Consider the following 22,003-nt stretch of genomic DNA (forward strand, 5'->3'; position numbering starts at 1 on the left):
CGGCCCGTCGCAGCCCAAGTTCTGTTTACTCTTGTGACTGATTGGTAAGTTCCCGGCATGGAGTCTGCGAAGCACGCCGGTGACGCCGCCGTCACCGTGTCCAAGGCCTATGGCGTCGAAACCATGTTCACCCTGTCCGGCGGGCACGTCTTCCCGCTGTACGACGGCGCGGTGCACGAGGACCTGCGCATCCTCGACGTACGCCACGAGCAGAGCGCGGTCTTCGCCGCCGAGGCGACCGCCCGGCTGACCAGAAAACCCGGCCTGGCCGTGCTCACCGCCGGGCCTGGCATCACCAACGGCGTCAGCGGCGTCGCGACCGCCCACTTCAACGGCTCCCCGGTGGTCGTGATGGGCGGGCGGGCGCCCGCGTCGCGCTGGGGCAGCGGCGCCCTCCAGGAGATGGACCACCCGCCGCTGCTCGAACCGATCACCAAGTTGTCGTTCACCGCGAGCGACGCCGAGTCGATCGGCCAGGACGTCGAGACGGCCTTCCGCACGGCGATCGCGCCGCATCGCGGCCCGGTCTTCCTCGACTTCTACATGGATCACCTGTTCTCCCCTTCGCCGACGCACGAGGCACAGACGCAGACGCCCTCGCCGCTCGAACCCGACCCCGACGACGTGGCCGGCATCGCCCGGCTGCTCGCCGAGGCCCGGCGTCCTGTGCTGGTCTACGGCTCGGACGTGTGGATGGACCGCGCCGAGGAGGCCGCCCGCGACTTCGCGGAGACCTGGCGCCTGCCGGTCATCCCCAACGGCCAGGGCCGCGGCATCCTGCCCGCCGGCCACGAGCTGCTCGTCACCCGCGCCCGCGGGCTCGCCTTCGCACAGGCCGACCTGGTCATCGTGATCGGCACGCCGCTCGACTTCCGCCTGGGCTACGGCTGGTTCGGCGGCAAGGACGGGTCGCCGCCGGCCCGCGTCGTGCACATCGCCGACGCGCCCTCGCAGCTCGCCACGCACATGCGGCCCGCCGCCTCCGCCGCAGGGGACCTCTCGGTGGTCTTCTGGAGCCTCGGCGCGGCCTGCGGCGACGCCGGGGTCAAGCCCGACGCCTACGCCTCCTGGATCACCACGTTGTCGGACGCGGCCACCGCGGCCATCGCCGGCGACGCCGGGCTGCTGGCCTCCGACTCCGACCCGATCCACCCGATGCGCGTCTACGGCGAGCTGGGCAAGGTGCTGGCCGACGACGCCGTGGTCATCGGCGACGGCGGCGACTTCGTCTCCTACGCGGGCAAGTACGTCGAGCCCAAGCAGCCCGGCAACTGGCTCGACCCGGGCCCGTACGGCTGCCTCGGCACCGGCCTCGGCTACTCCATCGCCGCCCGGCTGGCCCGGCCGTCCTCGCAGGTGGTGCTGCTGCTCGGCGACGGCGCGGCCGGGTTCTCGCTGATGGACGTCGACACCCTCGTCCGCCACCGTCTCCCGGTCGTCATGATCTGCGGCAACAACGGCATCTGGGGCCTGGAGAAGCACCCCATGCAGCTCCTGTACGGCTACGACGTCGCCGCGGAGCTGCAGCCGCAGTGCCGCTACGACCAGGTCGTGACCGCGCTCGGCGGCGGCGGCGAGCTGGTCACCAAGCCGTCGGAGATCGGCCCCGCACTGCGCAGGGCCTTCGACTCCGGCATCCCCTACATGGTCAACATCGCGACCGACCCGCAGGTCGCCTACCCCCGCAACACCACGGGGGTGTGAGCTACGACTTCTTGGGCGTGGCGGTCGGGCTGGGAGTCGGCGAGGCGTCGGGGCAGACGCCGTCGATGACGACCAGCGTGACCGTCTTGCCCGCCTCCAGGGACGCGCCGCCGGCGGGCGTGGTCTTGAGGATCGTCCCGCACCGCATGCCGTTGGAGGTGTTGGTCTGGTCGTCGAGGTTGGTTTCGAAGCCCGCCGCCAGGATGCGTTCCTGACCTGCCAGGAACGGCATCCCGACCACCTTGGGCACGAGCACCTTCTTGACCGTCGGCGAGGGGGTGCCCGACGGGGTCTTGCTCGGCGTCGGCTTGGTCACCGTAGGCGTGGGCGTGGGCGACTCGTCCGGCTCCTCCGTCTCGACCTCTTGCGTCCTCGTGAAGGTCGGCTCGGGCTCCTCCGTCCGCGGATCCGGTCTGGGGGTGCTGGGCTTGGGCTTTGTCGTCCTGGGCGTTGGTTTGCCGTTGCTCGCGTTGCCCGCAGGCGTTTCAGTGATCTGCGGCGACTGCTGGGTGGTCATGCCGGTCAGGGCGATCGCGCCCGCGCCCGCGCCGAGCACCACCGCCGCGGCGATGGCCGCGATCAGCCCGGTCCTGCGCGGCGCCTTGGCGGCGCGGCGGCTGCCGCGCCGCTCGGACACCGAGGTGTCCTCCTGCGCCATGTGCGCGCCGGTCTGGTAGGCGTACTGCCCGCCGCCCTGCTGCGGCCCCTGCTGGTACGCCGCCGGCGGCGGCGCCATCGTGACCCCGGTCGCCGGCGGCTCGGGAACCGCGGGCACCTGGCCGTTGGCGATCGCGCGAGCCGCGTCGCTCATGGCCTTGGCCGTCGGGTAACGCCGCGCCGGATCCTTCGACAGCGCGATCTCCACCAGCGTGCGCACCGGAGGAGGGATGTCGGCGGGCAGGGGTGGCGGAGCCTCACGGATGTGCTTGAGCGCGATCGTGACCGCGCTGTCGCCGTCGAACGGCCGCTGCCCCACCAGGCACTCGTACGCGACCACGCCGAGCGCGTAAATGTCGACCGCGGGCGTGACGGGAGCGCCTTCGGCCTGCTCAGGAGCGCAGTAGGCCGCCGTGCCGAGCACCATGCCGGCGTCGGTGAGCCGGTTGGCCAGGTCGGAGCGGGCGATGCCGAAGTCGGTCAAAACCAGCGTGCCGTCACGCTGGACCAGCAGGTTGCCCGGCTTGACGTCACGGTGCACGATCCCCCGATCGTGTACCGCCTGCAGGGCCGAGGCCGCCTGCGCGATCAGCTCCATGGCCGCCTGCGGCGGGATCCGGCCCAGCCGGGCCAGCAGCCGGTCGAGCGGTTCGCCGTCGACGAACTTCATCACCAGGTAGACGGTGTCGCCACTGACGCCGTAGTCGTAGACGTCTACGACACCGGAGTGGTTGATCGTCGCCATCGCCCGTGCTTCGGCCTGGAAGCGAGCGACGAACCCGGGGTCCTCCATACGGCCGGGAAGCAGCACCTTGACGGCGACGGTGCGCGCGAGCACGATGTCCTCGCCCCGCCACACCTCGCCCATGCCGCCGGCGCCGATGCGGGTATCAAGCCGATACCGCCCCGCCAGCGTCGTCCCTTGAGCCACCATGACTCCCCCGTAACCCCCCTATGTCAGCAACCTCTGCCACCCCGCGGATCTCCAACAAAGCGAAGTTTTGTCGCGGTGAGGTAACACAGTGGTCACGGAACTCAGAGAGTGTACGACTCACCTGTCTCACATGCCACTCAAATGCCTTAAGCCGTACAAACTCTATCCTGCGGCCTGCAGCCCGCCTTTGTCCGCGTTTCCGGGAAGTCGGCGGCCGCATCAGTACGCAACGCGGCCCACCGTAGGCTGATTCCATGACGCTCGTTCCCGGTCTCCGCGCCCAACTCATGATCATGGTCGAGATGGAGGACACCGCCAAGAAGATCGGCAGCGGCGACGTGCCCGTGCTCGCCACCCCCCGGCTGCTCGCGCTGGCCGAGGCGGCCAGCGTGCGCGCCGTCGAGCAGCATCTCGCGCCGGGTGAGACGTCCGTGGGCACCAGGGTCGAGCTCGAACACCTGGCCGCCAGCCCCCTGGGCACCCATGTACAGGTCGGCGTCGAACTCGTCGAGGTCGACGGCCGGCGGCTGGTCTTCGCCGTCGAGGCCCACGACAAGCACGCCGTCGTGGGCCGGGGCACGATCGAGCGGATCGTCGTCGACCGTGCCAAGTTCCTGGCCCGGGCTACTCGATGACGGCGATCAGGTCGCCTTCCTGGATCACGTCGCCCTCGGCCACCTTGAGCTGGGTCACCACGCCGTCGTCCTCGGCGAGCACCGGGATCTCCATCTTCATCGACTCGAGGATGACCAGCATGTCGCCGTCGGAGACGGTGTCGCCCTCGCTGACGACGACCTTCCACACGTTCGCCACCATCTCGGCGCGTACCTCAGCCACCGCGACTCCCCTCTTTCATTGATCTTCTCACCCTAGGCGCGCATCCGCGAGACCAGGCCCGTGTCGTAGTCACCGGTGACGAACTCCGCGTTCTCCAGCAACTCCGCACAGAATGGCAGGTTGTTCTTGGGACCCTCAACGGTGAACCCGGCGACCGCCTTGCGCCCCTTCTCCAGCGCGTCGGCCCGGCTCTCACCATAGACGCAGAGCTTGGCCAGCAGCGGGTCGTAGAACGGGGTGACGGTGTTGCCCGTCTCGTAACCCGAGTCCACGCGGATGCCGCCGCCGGTCGGCTCGTCCCACGTCGTGATCTTGCCAGGTCCGGGGAGGAACCGCTGGGGGTCCTCGGCGTACACCCGGAACTCGATCGCGTGCCCCGCGACCGCGGGCCGCACCTCGGGGCTCTCCCCCGCGGCCACGCGCAGTTGCAGCTCCACCAGGTCGAGCCCGGTGACCAGCTCGGTGACCGGATGCTCCACCTGCAGCCTGGTGTTCATCTCCAGGAACACGAAGTCCTGCTTGTCGGCGTCGACCAGGCACTCCACGGTGCCGGCGCCCAGGTAGCCGACGGCCTCGCCGGCCCGCACCGCGGCGGCCAGCATGCGCTCGCGCAGCTCGGGCGTGATGCCGGGGGACGGGGACTCCTCGACGACCTTCTGGTGGCGGCGCTGCACCGAGCAGTCGCGCTCGCCCAGCGCCACGACGCGGCCGTCGGGCAGGCCGAGGATCTGCACCTCGACGTGCCTGGCCCGCTCGATGTAGCGCTCGATCAGCACCGCGGGACCGGCCAGCGCGTCGCCCCCGGTGAACCTGGCCGCCGCCCGCGCCGCCTGCTCGAACGCCTTGGCCAGGCCCTCGTCGTCGTGGGCGACGCTCATGCCGATGCCACCGCCGCCGCCCGCGGTCTTGACCATGACCGGGTAGCCGATGGACTCCGCGGCCTTCAGCGCCTGCGACAGGTCGCTCACCGGCTCGCGGGTGCCCGCGGCGACCGGCACGCCGGCGTCCTCCATGAGGTTGCGGGCGTTGATCTTGTCGCCCATCCTGTCGATGGACTCCGGCGCGGGCCCGATCCACACCATCCCGGCGTCGATGACGGCCCTGGCGAACGCGGAGTTCTCGGAGAGGAACCCGTAGCCGGGATGCACCGCCTTCGCGCCGGTGGCGCGGGCGGCCGCCAGCACCTTCCCGGCGTCCAGATAGCTCTGCGCGGGACTGGCGGGGCCGATCAGCACGGCCTCGTCGGCCTCGCGGACGAACGGCAGGCCGGCGTCGGCCTCCGAGTGCACGGCGATGGCGCGCAGCCCCATCTGCTGGACCGTGCGGATGATCCGCCGGGCGATCTCCCCTCGGTTGGCGATCAGAACGGGTCCGAGCGTCTCAGTAAGCACCCGCCCACCCTATGACCGCCGACGCCCTGCCCCCTTCGCCCGAAGCCACCGATCGAACGAGCACGATCTGTAGGAACCCCACAAAAGCGAACAGGAGAAACCGCAACAGATCGGCGACGGCCTTGTACGCCGACCGATCGGCGACCGGCTTGCACGACCTGGACGCGACAGGTCGGCGACGGGCTCGCACGATCTGGAACGGCTTGTCCGCCTTAGACCCGGCCGCGGTCGATCACGCGGCCCAGCGCGTCGATCACATGGGGATCGTAGGCGCTGCCGGCGGACACCCGGACCCGTTCGAGCGCCGCCCCCGCCCGGTCACGATCGGTGGAGGGGCCCACCAGATCGTCATAGGCGTTGGCGACCTTGATGATGCGGCTCGACAGCGGCGGGTCGTCGCTGATCGCGTCGCACTGCCGCCTGACCACCTCGGCCACCCGATCGAGCACGCCCGTCTGCCTGATCACCTCGGCGCCCAGCTCGGCGATGCGGCGGGCCTGCTCGGGCTCGGTCAGCACGGTGGCGCCGCCGGGGATCGGGTCGCGCAACGAGAGCTGGCCGATGTCGTGCATGAGCGCGGCGTACTCCAGCTCCAGCAGCTCGGGCTCGGCCATGCCGAGCTCCCTGCCGATCGCCACGGCCAACCGGCTGACCCGGCGCGAGTGGCCGGGCTCGACGTAGCCGCCGACCTCCGTGACCCGGGACAGGGCGCGGACGGTCTGCAGGTAGGTCGCGCGGATCCCGGCGTACTTGCGGAAGGCCACCTGCGTGACCAGCAGCGGCGCGGCGAACACCAGCAGGGCGACCAGGTCCATGCTGTGCGTGGCCAGCGCGAGCAGCACGCCGGACGAGGCCACGGCGGCGCCCAGCGGGAAGGCCATGTTGATCTCGTCGCGGACGGCCACCCTGAACGCCGTGCGCACCTGCTCGGCCCGCAGCAGCGCGGCGATCAGCACGTCGATGAGCAGGGTGATCGCGATGAGCGCGACCATCACCGCGAGCGCCGGCCACCAGGTGCTCGTGGGCGCCTTGGTGAGGTCGTAGAGGGGGTCGGCCAGCGGGCGGAAGGCGAAGGCCAGCAGGGCGCCGGTGAGCAGCCGCCGGGCCATCGCATCCAGGCGCGGCGGCCGGCCCACGGCCAGGTGCGGGAGCGCTCCCGCGATCATGCCGACCGCGATCACGGCGACGACCTGAAGCGCGGAGTGGTAGAGCTGGTTCTGGCTGAGATCGAGGAGCAGGGTGTAGCCGAGCGCGGCGGCGGCGCCGATGGGCGCCACCTCCCTGTTGCCCGGCATGGTGAGCCTGGCCAGCTCGCCGACCGCGATCAGCGCCCCGAACCCGAGGGCGATCTCCGGGTGGTCGAGCCCGACGGCGGCGGTGTGGGCGACGCCCGCGATGGCCACCAGCCCGGCCGCGCCGATCAGCAGGAGCTGCCCCGAGTCGAGCCGGCGCAGGACGGTGTTCATCGATCGTTCGGTGGTGCCTCTGACGCGCTCCGCGGTGGTCATGGCCCCGTCACGACCTGGATCGGCATGGTCGGGTCATCGTGGTCCTTGATCGGGGTCTCGTCGGGCGGCGGCGAGTCGACACGGCGCGGCGGCTGCCACGGATCGTGCTCCAGCGCGCGGATGAAGGCCGCCACCATGACCGGGTCGAAGTGGGTGCCCGCGGTCTTGCGCAGCTCGGCGACCGCCTCGCCGACGGGCCTGGCCCCCCGGTAGGAGCGGTCGGAGGTCATCGAGTCGAACGCGTCGGCCACCGCGATGACCTTCGCGAACTCGGGGATCTCGTCGCCCGCCAGCCCCATCGGGTAGCCGGTGCCGTCGTGCTTCTCGTGGTGGTGCATGATCCCGGCGTAGGCCTCGTCGAGGAAGCCGATGCCCCGCACGATCTCCAGGCCGCGCATCGGATGGAGCTGGATGGCGGCGTATTCCTCCTCGGTGAGCGGGCCGTCCTTCTGCAGCACCTTGGTCGGCACGCCGAGCTTGCCCACGTCGTGCAGCATGCCCGCGTAGCGGATCGCCCTGACCCGCTCGGGCCCCATGCCGATCTCGTGAGCGATCATGGAGGAGGCGGTGGAGACGCGGGTGCAGTGGCCCCTGGTGTAGTAGTCCTTGGTCTCCACGGCCTGGCAGAGGGCGGCGATCGTGGCGTCGTACGAGCGCTGCTGCGCGTGATACTGGCCGAACGCCCACCGGGCCACGAACAGCGGCAGCAGCACCAGCACCGCCGAGATCGACTGCACGGTCGCCCAGAGCCCGGCCACCAGCAGCCCGAACGTGCCGTAACCCAGATAGGACAGCAGGAACTGCGCCATGCCGCGCATCGGCACCTCGGTGGCCCGCACGTGCGTGGCCAGCCCGATCATGGTCAGCGTGAGCACGATGTTGAGCGGCACGAACACCGCGGTGGCCGCGGCGTAGGGGCCGATGAGGTCGTCGAACGCGTTGACCTGCGGCACGCCGACCTTGCCGTCGAGCGACTCGTAGACCCATCCGGCCACGTAGCCGCAGATGGCGAACTGGGCGCCGTTGAACAGCCGCTTGACCAGCGGCAGCCCCGGCCGCACGCTCAGCACCGCGGTGAGCCCCACCAGCGCCGCGCCGTCGGGCCCGATCAGGACCACGGCCGCGAGCGAGGCGGAGAAGCTCACCGACACCGCGAACTGCTCCACGTTGAGCAGCGTCGGCATCGACTCGCACACCAGGAACAGCAGCGCGAGCACGAGCAGGACGTCCAGGTCCTCCGGGGCCACCGGGGCGCCGGAGGTGATCACACTGCGCGCGAGAAGAGCGGCCGCCGCGCCGATCACGGCGACCAGATAGACCCTCGCGGGCCACGGCAGATCACGCATAGCGGCCCCCCACGGACATCAGGTCCAGGACACCCCGGGCGGAACCGCTCTGCCGATCGGCGTGACCACAGTGATCAGCACCATGGCCGTGAGCAGCCAGGCGGCCCCAACCTTCAACATCCCCATGCCTCCACGTCGACTTCTGGGGTTCACGCTACAGAAGACGACGTGGCCGCATGGGCGGAGTGGGAAATCGCAAGCAAAGCGTAATCAACCAACTACCTATCGCGATGCTTCGCGGGCCCACTCGACGGTCTTCTTCACCCCGGTGGGCAGGTCGGTGCGCGGCTCCCAGCCGAGCCCGTCGTGCGCGGGCACCGGATCGACCGACATCGCGGGCAGGTCGCCCAGGCGCGGCGGCGCGAACCCCGGCTTGTCCTGCGCGCCCGCCGCGTCGGCGATCAGCGAGTGCAGGCGCCGGTCGGTGGTCTGGATGCCGGTGCCGAGGTTGAACCTGCGGCCGTCGCCCCGCTGGCCGCACGCCCGGACGAAGCCGTCCACCACGTCGTCGACGAAGATGTAGTCGCGGGTCTGGGTGCCGTCGCCGTAGAGGACCGTGGGCGTGCCGTTGAGCAGCGCGTCGGTGAAGATCGACACCACTCCGGCCTCGCCCTCCGGCGACTGGCGCGGGCCGTAGACGTTGGAGAGCACCAGCGTGGTGTATTCGATGCCGTGCAGGGCGCGGAAGGTCGCCAGGTAGGTCTCGCCGCTCAGCTTCGAGGCGGCGTACGGCGAGCGCGGGTCGGTGGGGGCGTCGGCGGGCACCGGGATCGTGGCCGGCCTGCCGTAGACGGCCACGGACGAGGCGAACACCACCTTGCGCGTGTGCCCCTGCTGGGCCGCGGTGAGCACGGACGCGGTGCCCTCGACGTTGATCCGGGCGTCGTGCACCGGATCCGCCACGCTCTTGCGCACGCTGATCTGCGCGGCCAGGTGGCAGATGACCTCCGGCCCCAGCTCGGTCACCAGGCCGATCAGCGCGGGATCGCGCACGTCGAGCACGTGCAGCCTGAACCGGTCGCTCCCGGCGGCCCCGGCCAGGTTTTCCCTGCGCCCGGAGGACAGATCGTCGACCACGTCGACGTCGTGCCCGTCCGCGAGCAGACGATCGACGAGATTCGAACCGATGAACCCGGCACCCCCGGTGACCAACACGCGCATGGGGTGAATCCTAGTCGGCGAGATCGGCCCGTACTTGCGCGATGCGGGCCAGCACCTTGGCGCGCAGATCCGCGGGGATCGGGTCGCAGCCGCAGTGCTTGGCCACGAGCGCCTTGACCGCCATGTCGAGGTCGTATTCCTTCAGGCACGGGCTGCACTCGTCGAGGTGCACGCGGATCTCGACGACGGTGTTCTCGGTCAGCTCGCCGTCGAGATAGGCGTAGACCTTGTCGAGCACGTCGCGACAGTCGGTGTCATGCGGCTTGCCACAGCTCATTTCGATCCCTCCGCCGGGACCAGGCCGCGCCCGCGGGCATAGTCCTCAAGGAGGCCCCGGAGCTGCCTGCGTCCCCTGTGCAACCTCGACATCACCGTACCGATCGGAGTGCCCATGATGTCGGCGATCTCTTTATAGGGGAAGCCTTCGACGTCGGCCAGGTAGACCGCGATCCTGAACTCCTCGGGCAACGCCGCGAGCGCCTGCTTGATGTCCCCGTCGGGCAGGTGCTCCAGCGCCTCGACCTCGGCCGACTTCAGGCCGCTCGAGGTGTGGGACTCGGCGCGGGCGAGCTGCCAGTCCTCGATCTCCTCGGTGCCCGACTGCTTCGGCTCGCGCTGCTTCTTGCGGTAGCTGTTGATGAAAGTGTTGGTCAAGATCCGGTAGAGCCACGCCTTGAGGTTCGTGCCCTGCTGGAACTGGTGGAATGAGGCGAACGCCTTGGCGAAGGTCTCCTGTAGCAGATCCTCTGCGTCCGCGGGATTCCGGGTCATCCGGAGCGCGGCGGAATAGAGCTGTTCGAGATACGGCATGACGTCGCGCTCGAATCGCTCGCTCCGCTGCTCCAGCGTCTCCGCGTCTGTCGCGGGCACCGGACCCACCCCCCTAAGATCACCGGTGGCCGGCTGTGGCGGAACACCGTACTCAGGGGAGGATACCCGCTGGCCTCCGACCACTCGGTCAGCGGGGAGGGGGTCGGCCAATGTGAGCATGCTCGTCGCAACACACCCGCGCCCTTGTCTGTTCCCGCAAGATAGAAGGTACGAAGGACCCGGTGCGGGGAACGTCATACGTACCGGCTGGTAGCCCTTTTTCCGGACTCAGGAGTCGCGTGTGCTGCCCATTCCGGCCGAGGAACTGAACGGCTCAGGGACGCTCGGGCCGTACTGGACCTTCTACCGCGCCGTCGCCGCCGAACAACTGAACCGCTGGCTTCCCGACGCCCCCTCCACGATTCTCGACCTCTCGGGCGGGCGCGGGCGCTGGTCCGGCCAGGCGGCCAGGGCGGGGCACCGGGTGATCGAGGTGGTCGACTTCCGCGGGGCCGTGGACGGTCAGTCCCAGTTGCGCGACGCCGACCTCGTCCGCCACGTACGCTCCGACGACCTGGCCTTCCTGCCCGACGCGAGCGTGGACGCGGTGGTCGCGGAAGAGCGCGCGATGTCGATCGAGCTGATGGCCGAGTCGGCGATGAGCGACGTGGCCCGGGTGTTGCGGCCCGGCGGGCGGGCGCTGGTGTGCGTCGACTCGCTGGTGCTCGGCATGGCGATCCTGGCCGAGCAGGAGCAGTGGCAGCACCTGCGGCAGACCGGTGAGGTGATGCTCGTGCCGTGGCCGGACGGCAGCATCACGCGGTGCTTCAGCAGCGCGCAGCTACGCGAGTTGCTGATGGGCGCCGGGCTGGAGGTGGAGTGGGTGCGGCCGCGGACCGTGTTGTCGCCGTCCACGGTGGACCACCTGCTCGGGTCCGACACGCGGGCCATGTCCTATCTGGTGCGCACCGAACTCGAAGCCCATCCCGACGACGACGACACGGTCGGCATCCATCTCGTGGCGAGCTGCCGCAAGAGCTGAGCTCTCGCGGCAGGCCGCCGTCGCGCCTCGCCCTGATGCGGGCACGCCAAAGACGCGCCTTGGGCGCGGCGTGTCCGCCGGCCGGTGGGAGCCGAGCCGCCGATCTTCGTGGGCGGCGGCGTCCGCGCTCCTACCGCCGGCGCTCCCGCTTGCCCTGGCACTGTACGCACCGCGCGGCCTCGGGACGCGCCTCCAGCCGCCCTTCGGGCACGGCGTTGCCGCAGTCGACGCAGTTCCCGTACACACCTTCCTCGACGCGTTTGATCGCCTCGATCACCGCACGGCGCTGCGAGGTCGCCACGGTCAGCATGGCTTGAACGCGATCGGCGTCGGTCAGGTCAGAGCCTGCGTCCGCCGCCGAGTGCTCGCGGATGGCGACGGGGTCACCTTGGAGGACCCCGATCGAGCGATCCAGTTCGACGAGCATGTCTTCGAGCCGCTCACGAGCGGTCGTGACGTCCACGAATCCGCACCTCCGGGTAAATGAGGGCAGCCCGCGGCTAGGACTCCCCGGAGGTCCCGCCCGGTGCAATTAGGGGCAATTTGGCGGTGACCCCGAGTAAACGGATGCATCGCTTTCCTCACCGGATGCCCACTTACTGCGCCTCTTACACCTTTACGAAAGGGCGCTTTCCTCTGCTTCAGGTAGCGGTTTGATGAGGTCGGGGCCATTGTTCCGGACGTTATTGACATCGGTCGACACCGCGTGCGCCGTGAGCCGGCCCGCCTCGGCGGGCACCAGCAGCCCCGACGCCTGCCCCGTGTCGGTGAGTCCGGGGTCGAGCCACTCGGCCCAGCGCTCCCGCTCGATCATCATGGGCATCCTGTCGTGGATGCGGCCGAGGTCGTCCTCGGCGTCGGTGGTGATGACCGTACAGGTGACCAGCCATTTCAGCGGATCGTCGTCGTCGCGTGACGGGTCTTTCCAGAACTCGTACAGGCCCGCCATGGCCAGCACCCCGCCGTCCTCCGGATGGATGAAGTACGGCTGCTTCTTCTTCTTTTCGCCTTCGACCGGCATCCATTCGAAGTAGCCGTCGGCCGGGAGCAGGCACCTGCGCTTGGCGAACGCCTGGCGGAACGACGGCTTCTCGGCCAGCGTCTCCGCCCTGGCGTTGATCAGCCGCGAGCCGATCGACGGATCCTTGGCCCAGACGGGGACCAGCCCCCACTTGACGATCCTGAGCTGCCGCACCGCCCGCTCGGCTTCTTTGGGCACCCGGCTCAGGACCGCGTAGACGTTCTTGGTCGGCGCGACGTTGTAATCGGCGCCGAGCTCCTTGTCGGGGTCGCCGTCCTGCTCGACCTGGAACTCCTCGAGCAGCTCGTGCTTCTTGCGCGCCGACGCGTATCTACCGCACATGACCCCACACTGCCACGTACGGCTCCTGCCCGCATGTCGGCCCCACTGACCGAAGTCGCCCGCCGGCGGCGACCACAGAACCCGTCGTCCACAGATTCCCCAACGCGAGAGCCGTCATCCACAGGTTCCGCAACCCTAGAGCTGTCATCCACAGGCTGCGCAACCCTTGAGCCCTCGTCCACAGGCTGCGGCCCCGCAGGACCACGGCCAGTAGTCTTTGACCATGCCCGCTCCGCTCTGGCCCGCGCCTACGGCGACCACCCCGGTCACCGCCACCGTCCCGTTGCCCGGCTCCAAGTCGGTGACCAACCGCGCGCTGCTCCTCGCAGCCCTCGCCGACGGCCCCGGCACCGTGCGCCGGGCGCTGCGCAGCCGCGACGCGGACCTCATGGCAGCGGCGCTGCGAGCCCTCGGCACGACGCTGACGGCCACCGGCGAGAGCGCGGCCGGGGTCGACTGGCAGGTGACGCCCGGCCCGATCCGCGGCGGCGCCGGCATCGACGCCGGCCTGGCGGGCACGGTCATGCGTTTCGTCCCGCCGATGGCCGCCCTGGCCGACGGCCCCGTCGCCTTCGACGGCGACCCGCACGCCCGCAAGCGCCCGATGGGGCCCATCCTCGACGCCCTGCGCTCGCTGGGGGCACGGGTCGACAACGACGCGCTGCCGTTCACGATCAGCGGGCCGCTGACGGGCGGCGAGGTGACGCTGGACGCCTCGGGATCGTCGCAGTTCGTGTCGGGCCTGCTGCTGACGGCGGCGCGGTTCGAGAAGGGCGTCACGATCCGCCACGTGGGGCCGCCGGTGCCGTCGCAGCCGCACATCGAGATGACCGTGCAGATGCTCAGGGCGGCGGGCGTCACGGTCGACGACAGCGAGCGCCACGTGTGGCGGGTCGAGCCGGGCCCGATCGCGGCCAGGGACATGACGGTGGAGCCCGACCTGTCCAACGCGGCCCCGTTCCTGGCCGCGGCGCTCGTCACCGGCGGCACGGTCACGATCCCGTCCTGGCCCCTGGAGACCACTCAGGCCGGCGACGCCCTGCGCGGCCTCCTGACGAGCATGGGCGCCACGGTCACCCGCGCGGCCACGCCTGCCTCCGCCCCGCCGTCCGCCACAACCGGCCGCGACGCCACCGACCGCGCGTCCCACGACAGCGGTGCCACCGGCCGCACCGCTCACGCCCCCCGCGCCACCGACCGCGTCTCCCACGACGGCGGCGCGCCGGCGGGTGGCGGTGGGCCGGGCACGACCGACCTCGTGGTCACGGGCACGGGCGCGATCCTCGGCATCGACGCCGACCTGCGTGAGGTGGGCGAGCTGACCCCCACCATCGCGGCCCTCGCGGCGCTCGCGAGCACGCCGAGCCGCATCCGCGGCGTGGGCCATCTGCGCGGCCACGAGACCGACCGCCTGGCCGCGCTCGCCACCGAGATCAACCGCCTGGGCGGAGACGCCGAGGAGACCGAGGACGGCCTGATCATCCGTCCCCGCCCGCTGCACGGCGGCACCTTCCGCAGCTACGACGACCACCGCATGGCCACGGCCGGCGCCGTGATCGGCCTCGCGGTGCCCGGCGTGGCGGTGGAGAACATCGCGACGACCGCCAAAACCCTGCCAGAGTTCGTCCAGATGTGGACGGCGATGCTGGCGCCCCGATGACCGAAACCCGCCTCCCGGCGGCGACAGCCCCTGGTTTCATGGGGGTCGCGCCGGGCACTTCCGAGGTGGGCGGCGCGTGCTGGCGCGCTGCCCACCTGTCAACGCACGATCTGCAGACCACCGGAGCCCGGGGCCGCCAGGCACCCGGAACCAGGGCCCACCGGCCGTCCGGACCACCGGCCCGGCGGCGGCCTACGACGAGGATCACCCCGGCCGACGCCAAGACGCTTCGACGACGTGCTTGGCCCACGCCACCGGCAAAAACTCATCCGTCATGGAAGGTAAGCGAGCGCATGGGAGCAGACCGCTGAGAAAGCGGGAGTACGACGAGGACGACGTACGGGTCAGACCGGGCAAGGGCTCCCGGCCACGGACCCGGCTCCGTCCTGCGCACGAGGACGCCATCGAGGGTTTCGTGGTGGCCGTCGACCGTGGCCGCTACACGACGCTGATCGAACCCGACGCCAAGGGCTCGGCCCAGAAGCGCAAGGCGTCGCAGCGCCGCCTCGTGGTCGCCATGAAGGCTCGCGAGCTGGGCCGCAAGGGCATCGTCGTGGGAGACAGGGTCTCCCTGGTCGGCGACGTCTCCGGCCGTCCGGACACCCTGGCCAGGGTCGTGCGCGTGGAGCCCCGCACCTCGATGCTCCGCCGCTCGGCCGACGACACGGACGACACCGACGGCATCGAACGCCCGGTCGTGGCCAACGCCGACCAGCTCGTCATCGTGACGGCCCTGGCCGACCCGCCGCCCCGCCCCCGCATGATCGACAGGATTCTGGTCGCGGCCTTCGACGCCGAGATCGACACCCTGCTCTGCCTCACCAAGGCCGACCTCGCCCCGCCTGACGAGCTCATCGCCCAGTACGAGCCGCTGGGCGTCTCCCATGTCGTCGTCCACAAGGGCGGCTCCCTGGAGGAGCTCCGCGATCGGCTGACCGGCCGCCTCAGCGTCCTGGTCGGCCACTCGGGCGTCGGCAAGTCCACCCTGGTCAACGCCCTGGTTCCGGACGCCAACCGAGCCGTGTCCCACGTCAACGCGGTGACCGGCCGTGGCCGTCACACCTCCACCTCGGCCGTGGCCCTGGAGCTTCCGGAGGGCGGCTGGATCATCGACACCCCGGGTGTGCGCAGCTTCGGCCTGGCCCATGTGTCGGTGGAGACGGTCCTGGCGGCGTTCCCCGACCTGATCGAGGTCACCGTCAACTGTCCCAAGGGCTGCACCCACCTGGGTGACGGCTGCGCGCTGGACGCCTGGGTGACGGGGGGCAACGCCGACCTCGCCCGCCTGCAGTCCCTCCGCCGTCTCCTGTCCAGCCGCGAAGGCGCCCCGGACGACGCCCCCTGACCGCACGCAACAGACCCCACCGCAACAGACCACCCGGCACGGCCCACCCGCCAGGCCGCACGCCCCTAACCGCGTCCCACCTGGAGCTCCAAGCAAATTTGGGCATGCCGCAAACCAGCCACCCGAGGCGAAACCCGCCCCCGCAGCGCGGGGATAAACGGGACTCCTTGCTGGATACCCGGAATAGGAGTTACCAGAAAAGGGGCGTTAGTCACTGATGTTCTGCATACCCGACGCGGTAGCGTGGGCGACCGTGCAGGGTTATACCGATGATCTTCGCCTCGCGCATGTCATGGCGGACGCCGCCGATGACCTCACCATGCGGCGGTTCAAGGCGGTCGACCTCAAGGTCGACACCAAGCCCGATCTGACTCCGGTCAGCGACGCCGACCGCACGGTGGAGGAGGCCATCAGAGGCACGCTCCGCCGCGCCAGACCACGCGACGCGGTCGTGGGCGAGGAGTTCGGCAAGACCGGCTGGGGTGCCCGCTCCTGGATCATCGATCCCATCGACGGCACCAAGAACTACGTACGCGGCGTGCCCGTGTGGGCGACGCTGATCGCCCTCATGGAATACGGCAAGGTCGTCGTCGGCCTGGTCTCGGCCCCCGCGCTCGGACGCCGCTGGTGGGCGGCGACCGAGGGCGGCGCGTGGACGGGCAAGAGCCTGACCAAGGCGTCCAGGATGCGCGTGTCGTCCGTGTCCGTCCTGGAGGACGCGTCGTTCTCCTACTCAAGCTTCGGCGGCTGGGAGAAGGCCGGCAAGCTGGACAACTTCCTCGACCTCGGCCGCGCCTGCTGGCGCACCAGGGCGTACGGCGACTTCTGGTCGCACATGATGGTCGCCGAGGGCTCCGTGGACGTGTCGGCCGAGCCCGAGCTGTCGCCGTGGGACATGGCGGCGCTCACGGTGATCGTCGAGGAGGCCGGCGGCATCTGGACCGACCTCGCGGGGGTGAGCAGCATGGAGGGCGGAAGCCTGGTCTGCACGAACCGCATCCTGCACGATCAGGTCCTCGGCCGCCTCAACCGCTGACGTCGGACCGAAACCGTCAGCGCGGACAACCGCTGACGTCGGACCGAACCGCTGACGTCGGGCTGAAACCGTCAGCGCGGACTGATCAGCCCGGCCCGCGACCGGATCCCGGCGGTCGCGGCGTCGAGCTCATGCACGTCCGTCAACGTCACATTCCCCTCGTACGTCACCCCGCCCGGCGGATCAGCATGCCCGACGGGATCGGCGTCCCAGAAGTTCCCCCGGTAGACGACGTTCTCCAGCGGCGGCGCCACCTGGAGGACGGCGGTGTTGTCGGCCCGCATGACCACGTTCTCCTCGACCGTCAGCCACGAGGCCCCGTAGTCGGTGTAGAGCCCGAAGTTGTACGGCGTACGCGTGTCCTCGATGACGTTCCCCGCAACGAGCGCCGCGCTCTCCCAGGACTCGCCCTGCGATCCGCTCAGATAGAGGCCGCCCCCGTCCGCCAGCACCCGCATGGTGTCCACGGTGAGGTTGCGCAGGATGCGGGCCCCCTCGCCCGGCCCGACGACGATCCCGCAGTGCGGCACGTCCCGGATCTCGTTGTTCGCGACCGTGCATTCCCGCACCCCCGTCACGGCGATCCCCGGCGACCCGCTGAACTCCAGCCCGATCTCACGCACCAGGTTGTCCTCGATCGAGACCTCGTGACCACCGGACACCGCGATGCCCGAGGCCGACAGCGTGTCGAAGTCACATCCGCGCACCACGAACCCGGCCCCGCCCGACACCCCCAGCCCGATGGCCCCGAGCCGGGTGAACCGGCAGCCCACCACCTCGGCCCCCTCCGTGTCCTCGAAGACGACGCACGCGGGTATCGTCACGGATGCTACGGGATACGTCACAAAGTTGCCCTCGCCCAGCACAGCCGTGTCGACGCCGCCCCCTTCGTAGTGCCCGCTGCCGTGGTAGTGCACGAACCCCCGGCTCGCGCCGAGCCAGGTGGCGTCGGCGAACACCAGCCCCCTGAAGGACACGTTCCGCGTCCCCACGACGCGCACCAGCGTCTCCAGCGCCGGCGCGACCACCTGGGTCCGCGACGGGTCCTCGCCGGGCCGGGGCAGATACTTCAGGACCCCCCGCGAGGGGTCCAGCACGAACGTGCCCGGCTCGCGCAGGAAACCGGGCTCGTTCTCGATGCGTGTGGGCAGCCCGGGACCGCTGAACGACTGCCCCTCCCACGTGGACCGGTACAGCTCACGCGCCCACCCGAACGCCGGCTGCGTCATGGTGATCACCGTCGCGTCGCCGTCCCCGCGAACCTCCGCCACCCCGCACCGCGCCTCCGTCCAGGGGTAGACGCCACGGAAGACGAACTCGGCGCCGGTCCACTCGCGCGGCTCGGCGCTGTCGGTGACGTAGCCGGTGTCGGTCATCCGGGCCGTGCCGGGTAACGCCCCGATGGAGGCGCGCGCGGCCCTGCGCCCGTCCACGTGCAGCTGCCGCGCCGCGAGCCCGCCGGCGTCCGCCGTCCAGACGCCGTCCTCCACCCGCCACCCCGTGATCACCCGTCCGCCGCTGACGACGGCCTCCTCCTGCTCGGGAGTGCCAAAGCCGTACGCCTGGTAGACCACCCGCCGCCCCTCCCCCGCCGAGTCGCCGCCATCGAGCTCGAACGCCCGCGTCAGCGTGTGCACGCCCGCCCTCAGGTGCACGACGACATCGCCGTCCACCTCGCGGACCGCGGACCGCGCCCGCTCAAGAGTGCGGAACGGGCGCTCCAAGGAGCCGGCCCACGAGTCGTCACCGGACACCGCGACATGGAACTGGAACATCTGACCCCCTGACTTGCCGTTTATGCCGTACACCGAGTATTACACCATAAACACGTGAGGATGCCTATGTCGGAAGAGTTGTTGTGGCGGCAGCGGGAGCACGAGCCGCGCCCCGGCCTCAGCGTGGCCAGGATCGTCCGCGCCGCCGTCGAGCTGGCCGACGCCGAGGGCCTGGCGGGCCTGTCGATGCGCAAGGTCGCCGACCGGCTCGGCTTCACCACCATGTCGCTCTACCGCCACGTGCCCGGCCGCGACCAGCTCGTCGACCTGATGCGCGATGAGGTTTTGGCCGAGCACCCGATCGACCACGGCGAGCCGGGCTGGCGCGCCCGCCTGGACGCCTGCGCCCGGCACGCCTGGCGGATCCGCCGCGATCACCCCTGGCTGGCCGAGATCCGCGGCACCCGCCACGTGCCCGGCCCCCACGCCGTCGCCCATTACGACCACATGCTGAGCGCCCTGACCGGCACCGCGCTCACCCCCGCCGAGGTGATCGCCGTCGTGGGCCTGGTCGCCCGGTTCGTCGACGCGGAGGCGCTGCTCCTGGTCGAGATTCTGCGCGAGGAGCGCCGCAGCGGCGTCTCGGAGCAGGAGTGGTGGGGCTCGCGTGACACGCTCTACGAGCGCCTCAACAGCTATCCCACGATCTCCCGCCTGTGGACGTCGGGCGGCTGGGACCATCCGGAGGACTCGTTCGAGTTCGGCCTGAGCCGGCTGCTGGACGGCATCGACACCCTCGTCCGGCAGCGTGACGAAACTCGTGACGCAACTCTGGCCTGCGAGGAATGCGGCACCCCGCTGGAGCCCGCGACGTCGGGCCGCCCCCGCGTCTACTGCTCCCGGGCCTGCCAGCAGCGCGCGTACCGGAAGAGAAGGGCCTAAAGCGCCAGCACCCGCCGCACGGCGCTCATCAGGCTGTCACGGTAACCGCCGCCGAACAGCACCACGTGCACGAGCAGCGGATGCAACTGGTGCAGCGGCACCCGCGCCCGCCACCCCTCGGCGAGCGGAAACTCCTCCTGGTACGCCCCGAGCACCCGGTCCAGATAAGGCAGCCCGAAAAGCGAGAGCATGCCCAGATCCGTCTCCCGATGCCCGCCATGGGCCGCCGGATCGATCAGCACCGCGGCCCCGCCCGACCACAACACGTTCCCGCTCCACAGATCCCCGTGGAGGCGCGCGGGCGGCTCAGGCGGCCCCGAGACCTCGGGGAAGCGCTCCACGGCCCGCTCGACGGCCACGACGTCCGCCGGGGAGAGCGACGCCTGCCGGAGGAAGGGCAGCACCCGCCGCGAGGCGTAGAAGGACGGCCAGTCGCCGGCCGGCGCGTTGTCCATCGGCAACTCGGCGATGAACCCCGGCCACGGCGCGCCGAAGCCCTCCGCCCCCGCGCGGTGCAACCCGGCCAGCGACCGCCCGAAGCGCTCGGCCGCCGCGGCGCTGGGCGCCTGCTCGCGTACCCAGGACAACACGAGCCGGCCGGGGGCCGCCTCGATGACCTCCGGGACCTCGATCGCCGCACCGAGCCACCGCAGTCCGGCGGCCTCCGAGACGAACACCTCGGCGGGGCCGCCCTCCTTGACCAGGACCTCGCGCCCGTCGTCGAGGCGGCCCCGCTGGAGCCGCCACCCGTGCGACGAGCCGAGATCCGCGATCAGCTCCATCAGCCGAGCTCGTCGGCGATGTGCTCGGCCACGCCTTCTGCGGCGGACACGACCAGCCCGAGCACCTCCTCGAACCCCTCGCGGCCCCCGTAATAGGGGTCGGGCACCTCGGCGCCCGCGGGCGCGGCCGGGTCGAACGAGCGGAACAGCCGCACCTCCACCTCCGCCGGAGCCATGCGCCGCAGGTTGGACAGGTTGTCGCCGTCCATCGCCAGCACCAGGTCATAACGGTCGAACCAGTCCTTGGTAAACTGCCGGGCCCGGTGCGCGGAGCCGTCGTACCCGTGCTGGGTCAAGATGCCGAGCGCCCGCTCGTCCATGGGGTCGCCGGCGTGCCAGCCGCCGGTCCCCGCGCTGTCGACGGCGACCCGGCCGCCGAGCCCCCGGTCGGCGAGCGTCTGGCGGAGCACCGCCTCCGCCATCGGAGACCGGCAGATGTTCCCCATGCACACCACACATACGCGATACGTCATGTCCCCATTGTGACGGGGAGCAGGCCGGACTCCCTGGTGGAGGCAAGATCCGCAGGTCACGCCACCTGACCGACAGTGCAGCGCGCGGACCGGCAGCGTTCACCGTCCGTTCATCCACTCTGGGGGACTGAGTCACTTTGGCTGCATAGCTTCATGGCGACTAAGGACCAAGTGGGAGGAACCCAACCGTGAAGTATGCAGGCCGACTCGCCGCCGTCGCCGTCGTCGGCGCGCTCTCCCTCGCTGCGTGCGGCACAGACAACAACGCCGCTCCCAGCGCCGGCAGCACCGCTGCCGCCACCGCCGCCGCGGGCAACGACGCAGGTCTGAGTGGCACGATCAACGCCGCGGGCTCTTCCGCCCAGGCCAACGCGATCACCGAGTGGACGAAGAACTTCACGGCCGCGAACGCCGGCGTCACGCTGAACTACCAGCCCAGTGGCTCCGGTGCGGGCGTGCAGTCGTTCATCCAGGGCACGATCTCCTTCGCGGGGTCGGACTCGGCGCTGAAGGAAGACGAGCCAGCCCAGGCAGACGCCCGGTGCAAGACCGGCAAGGCGATCAACATCCCGATGGTGACCGGCCCCGTCGCGGTCGTCTACAACCTGCCCGGTGTCGAAGGGCTGCAGCTCACGCCCAAGACGCTCGGCGGCATCTTCAACAGCACCATCACCAAGTGGGACGACGCCGCCATCAAGGCCGACAACCCCGACGCCAAGCTGCCCGCCACGCCCATTCAGGCCTTCCACCGGTCGGACGAGTCGGGCACCAGCGACAACTTCACCAAGTTCCTCAAGGCCACCGCCGAGTGGCCGCACGAGCCCGCCAAGGCGTGGCCCGCCGAGGCCAAGGGCCAGGGCTCCAAGGGCTCGGACGGCATCGCCTCCTCCGTCAAGGACACCGAGGGCGCGATCAGCTACGTCGAGCTCTCCTACGCCGAGAACTCCTCGCTCTCGAAGGCCAAGGTCGCCAACGGCGCCGGCGAGTTCGTCGAGCTGACCCCCGAGAGCGCGGCCAAGACCGTCGAGACGGCCGAGATCAAGGGCACCGGCAACGACCTGGCCCTGTCGATCGACTACGGCACCAAGACCGCGGGCGCCTACCCGATCGTTCTGGTGACGTACGAGATCACCTGTGAGAAGGGCCTGCCGGCCGAGGAGTCCAAGCTGGTCAAGGGCTTCCTGACCTACACCGCCAGCGACGAGGGTCAGGCCGCGCTCAAGGAGCTCGGCTACGCCCCGCTGTCGGGCACCCTGCTCACCAAGGTCCGGGCCTCCGTCGAAGCGATCTCCTAGCC

The 22,003-nt window shown here is 70.6% G+C and carries 21 protein-coding genes; 8 read left to right on the plus strand and 13 right to left on the minus strand.

The features are described from left to right. The first annotated feature begins 57 nt into the window (after positions 1-57). Positions 58-1,704, plus strand: coding sequence for an acetolactate synthase (locus ACWD0F_RS41765; RefSeq protein ID WP_449886998.1), 1,647 nt, complete (start codon positions 58-60; stop codon positions 1,702-1,704). Position 1,705: 1 nt separating this feature from the next. Here the strand turns inward: ACWD0F_RS41765 and ACWD0F_RS41770 are convergent, their stop codons facing one another. Further along, positions 1,706-3,295 (minus strand): serine/threonine protein kinase, encoded by a 1,590-nt coding sequence (locus ACWD0F_RS41770; RefSeq protein WP_449887001.1) that lies wholly within the window; start codon positions 3,293-3,295, stop codon positions 1,706-1,708. A 254-nt stretch (positions 3,296-3,549) separates the two neighbouring features. On the opposite strand from ACWD0F_RS41770, the gene ACWD0F_RS41775 reads away from it, so the two are divergent. Continuing rightward, positions 3,550-3,930, plus strand: a complete 381-nt coding sequence (locus tag ACWD0F_RS41775; protein ID WP_449887004.1) for a thioesterase family protein — start codon at positions 3,550-3,552, stop codon at positions 3,928-3,930. Here ACWD0F_RS41775 and ACWD0F_RS41780 read toward each other — a convergent pair. The 7 genes from ACWD0F_RS41780 to ACWD0F_RS41810 form a co-directional block, all read right to left on the minus strand. Then, a complete protein-coding gene (locus ACWD0F_RS41780) occupies positions 3,920-4,132 on the minus strand; it encodes a biotin/lipoyl-binding carrier protein (RefSeq protein ID WP_449887007.1) in 213 nt (70 codons plus the stop codon). The two genes, ACWD0F_RS41775 and ACWD0F_RS41780, sit on opposite strands and share 11 nt — an antisense overlap. A 32-nt stretch (positions 4,133-4,164) precedes the next feature. Then, the gene (locus ACWD0F_RS41785; protein WP_449887009.1) at positions 4,165-5,523 is read right to left on the minus strand and encodes an acetyl-CoA carboxylase biotin carboxylase subunit; all 1,359 of its coding nucleotides are present in this window, start codon (positions 5,521-5,523) and stop codon (positions 4,165-4,167) included. 212 nt (positions 5,524-5,735) lie between these two features. Next, positions 5,736-7,031 (minus strand): HD-GYP domain-containing protein, encoded by a 1,296-nt coding sequence (locus ACWD0F_RS41790; RefSeq protein ID WP_449887012.1) that lies wholly within the window; start codon positions 7,029-7,031, stop codon positions 5,736-5,738. Next, the gene (locus tag ACWD0F_RS41795) at positions 7,028-8,377 is read right to left on the minus strand and encodes an HD-GYP domain-containing protein (protein ID WP_449887015.1); all 1,350 of its coding nucleotides are present in this window, start codon (positions 8,375-8,377) and stop codon (positions 7,028-7,030) included. Before ACWD0F_RS41795 ends, ACWD0F_RS41790 begins: the two co-directional genes overlap by 4 nt. 222 nt (positions 8,378-8,599) lie before the next feature. Beyond that, positions 8,600-9,538 (minus strand): NAD-dependent epimerase/dehydratase family protein, encoded by a 939-nt coding sequence (locus ACWD0F_RS41800; protein ID WP_449887018.1) that lies wholly within the window; start codon positions 9,536-9,538, stop codon positions 8,600-8,602. Between the two features lie 10 nt (positions 9,539-9,548). After that, complete coding sequence (gene rsrA / locus ACWD0F_RS41805; RefSeq protein WP_449887021.1) at positions 9,549-9,776, minus strand: mycothiol system anti-sigma-R factor; 228 nt, start codon at positions 9,774-9,776, stop codon at positions 9,549-9,551. 35 nt (positions 9,777-9,811) lie between these two features. Continuing rightward, positions 9,812-10,417 carry a sigma-70 family RNA polymerase sigma factor gene (locus tag ACWD0F_RS41810; RefSeq protein ID WP_449887024.1) on the minus strand — a complete coding sequence of 202 codons (606 nt, stop codon included), beginning with the start codon at positions 10,415-10,417 and terminating at the stop codon, positions 9,812-9,814. Between the two features lie 232 nt (positions 10,418-10,649). Between ACWD0F_RS41810 and ACWD0F_RS41815 the strand changes: the two genes are divergently transcribed. Then, positions 10,650-11,390 (plus strand): class I SAM-dependent methyltransferase, encoded by a 741-nt coding sequence (locus tag ACWD0F_RS41815; RefSeq protein ID WP_449887027.1) that lies wholly within the window; start codon positions 10,650-10,652, stop codon positions 11,388-11,390. Between the two features lie 130 nt (positions 11,391-11,520). On the opposite strand, the gene ACWD0F_RS41820 is transcribed toward ACWD0F_RS41815, so the two are convergent. Further along, positions 11,521-11,853: a TraR/DksA family transcriptional regulator gene (locus tag ACWD0F_RS41820; protein ID WP_449887030.1), complete on the minus strand. Its 333-nt coding sequence runs from the start codon at positions 11,851-11,853 to the stop codon at positions 11,521-11,523. A 153-nt stretch (positions 11,854-12,006) separates the two neighbouring features. After that, positions 12,007-12,753: an SOS response-associated peptidase gene (locus tag ACWD0F_RS41825; protein WP_449887033.1), complete on the minus strand. Its 747-nt coding sequence runs from the start codon at positions 12,751-12,753 to the stop codon at positions 12,007-12,009. 223 nt (positions 12,754-12,976) lie between these two features. On the opposite strand from ACWD0F_RS41825, the gene aroA reads away from it, so the two are divergent. From aroA to hisN, 3 genes are all read left to right on the plus strand, one after another. Continuing rightward, positions 12,977-14,413 (plus strand): 3-phosphoshikimate 1-carboxyvinyltransferase, encoded by a 1,437-nt coding sequence (gene aroA / locus ACWD0F_RS41830; protein ID WP_449887036.1) that lies wholly within the window; start codon positions 12,977-12,979, stop codon positions 14,411-14,413. A 274-nt stretch (positions 14,414-14,687) separates the two neighbouring features. Beyond that, on the plus strand, positions 14,688-15,758 hold the full coding sequence (gene rsgA, locus ACWD0F_RS41835) for a ribosome small subunit-dependent GTPase A (protein ID WP_449887038.1): 1,071 nt from the start codon (positions 14,688-14,690) through the stop codon (positions 15,756-15,758). 217 nt (positions 15,759-15,975) lie between these two features. Next, positions 15,976-16,794 (plus strand): histidinol-phosphatase, encoded by an 819-nt coding sequence (hisN, locus tag ACWD0F_RS41840; protein ID WP_449887040.1) that lies wholly within the window; start codon positions 15,976-15,978, stop codon positions 16,792-16,794. A gap of 71 nt (positions 16,795-16,865) precedes the next feature. Here the strand turns inward: hisN and ACWD0F_RS41845 are convergent, their stop codons facing one another. After that, positions 16,866-18,569: a right-handed parallel beta-helix repeat-containing protein gene (locus ACWD0F_RS41845; RefSeq protein ID WP_449887042.1), complete on the minus strand. Its 1,704-nt coding sequence runs from the start codon at positions 18,567-18,569 to the stop codon at positions 16,866-16,868. A 60-nt stretch (positions 18,570-18,629) separates the two neighbouring features. Here ACWD0F_RS41845 and ACWD0F_RS41850 point away from each other — a divergent pair, with 60 nt between their 5' ends. Then, positions 18,630-19,451, plus strand: a complete 822-nt coding sequence (locus ACWD0F_RS41850; protein WP_449887045.1) for a TetR/AcrR family transcriptional regulator — start codon at positions 18,630-18,632, stop codon at positions 19,449-19,451. Here the strand turns inward: ACWD0F_RS41850 and ACWD0F_RS41855 are convergent. Next, positions 19,448-20,233: a fructosamine kinase family protein gene (locus ACWD0F_RS41855; RefSeq protein ID WP_449887047.1), complete on the minus strand. Its 786-nt coding sequence runs from the start codon at positions 20,231-20,233 to the stop codon at positions 19,448-19,450. The genes ACWD0F_RS41850 and ACWD0F_RS41855 overlap by 4 nt on opposite strands. Beyond that, entirely contained in the window at positions 20,233-20,706 is a 474-nt protein-coding gene (locus ACWD0F_RS41860) for a low molecular weight protein-tyrosine-phosphatase (protein WP_449887050.1), read from the minus strand. The genes ACWD0F_RS41855 and ACWD0F_RS41860 overlap by 1 nt, the downstream gene beginning before the upstream one ends. A 188-nt stretch (positions 20,707-20,894) precedes the next feature. Between ACWD0F_RS41860 and pstS the strand changes: the two genes are divergently transcribed. Further along, a complete protein-coding gene (gene pstS, locus ACWD0F_RS41865) occupies positions 20,895-22,001 on the plus strand; it encodes a phosphate ABC transporter substrate-binding protein PstS (protein WP_449887053.1) in 1,107 nt (368 codons plus the stop codon). The last annotated feature ends 2 nt before the right edge of the window (positions 22,002-22,003 follow it).

This window comes from Nonomuraea sp. NPDC002799, assembly GCF_053592075.1.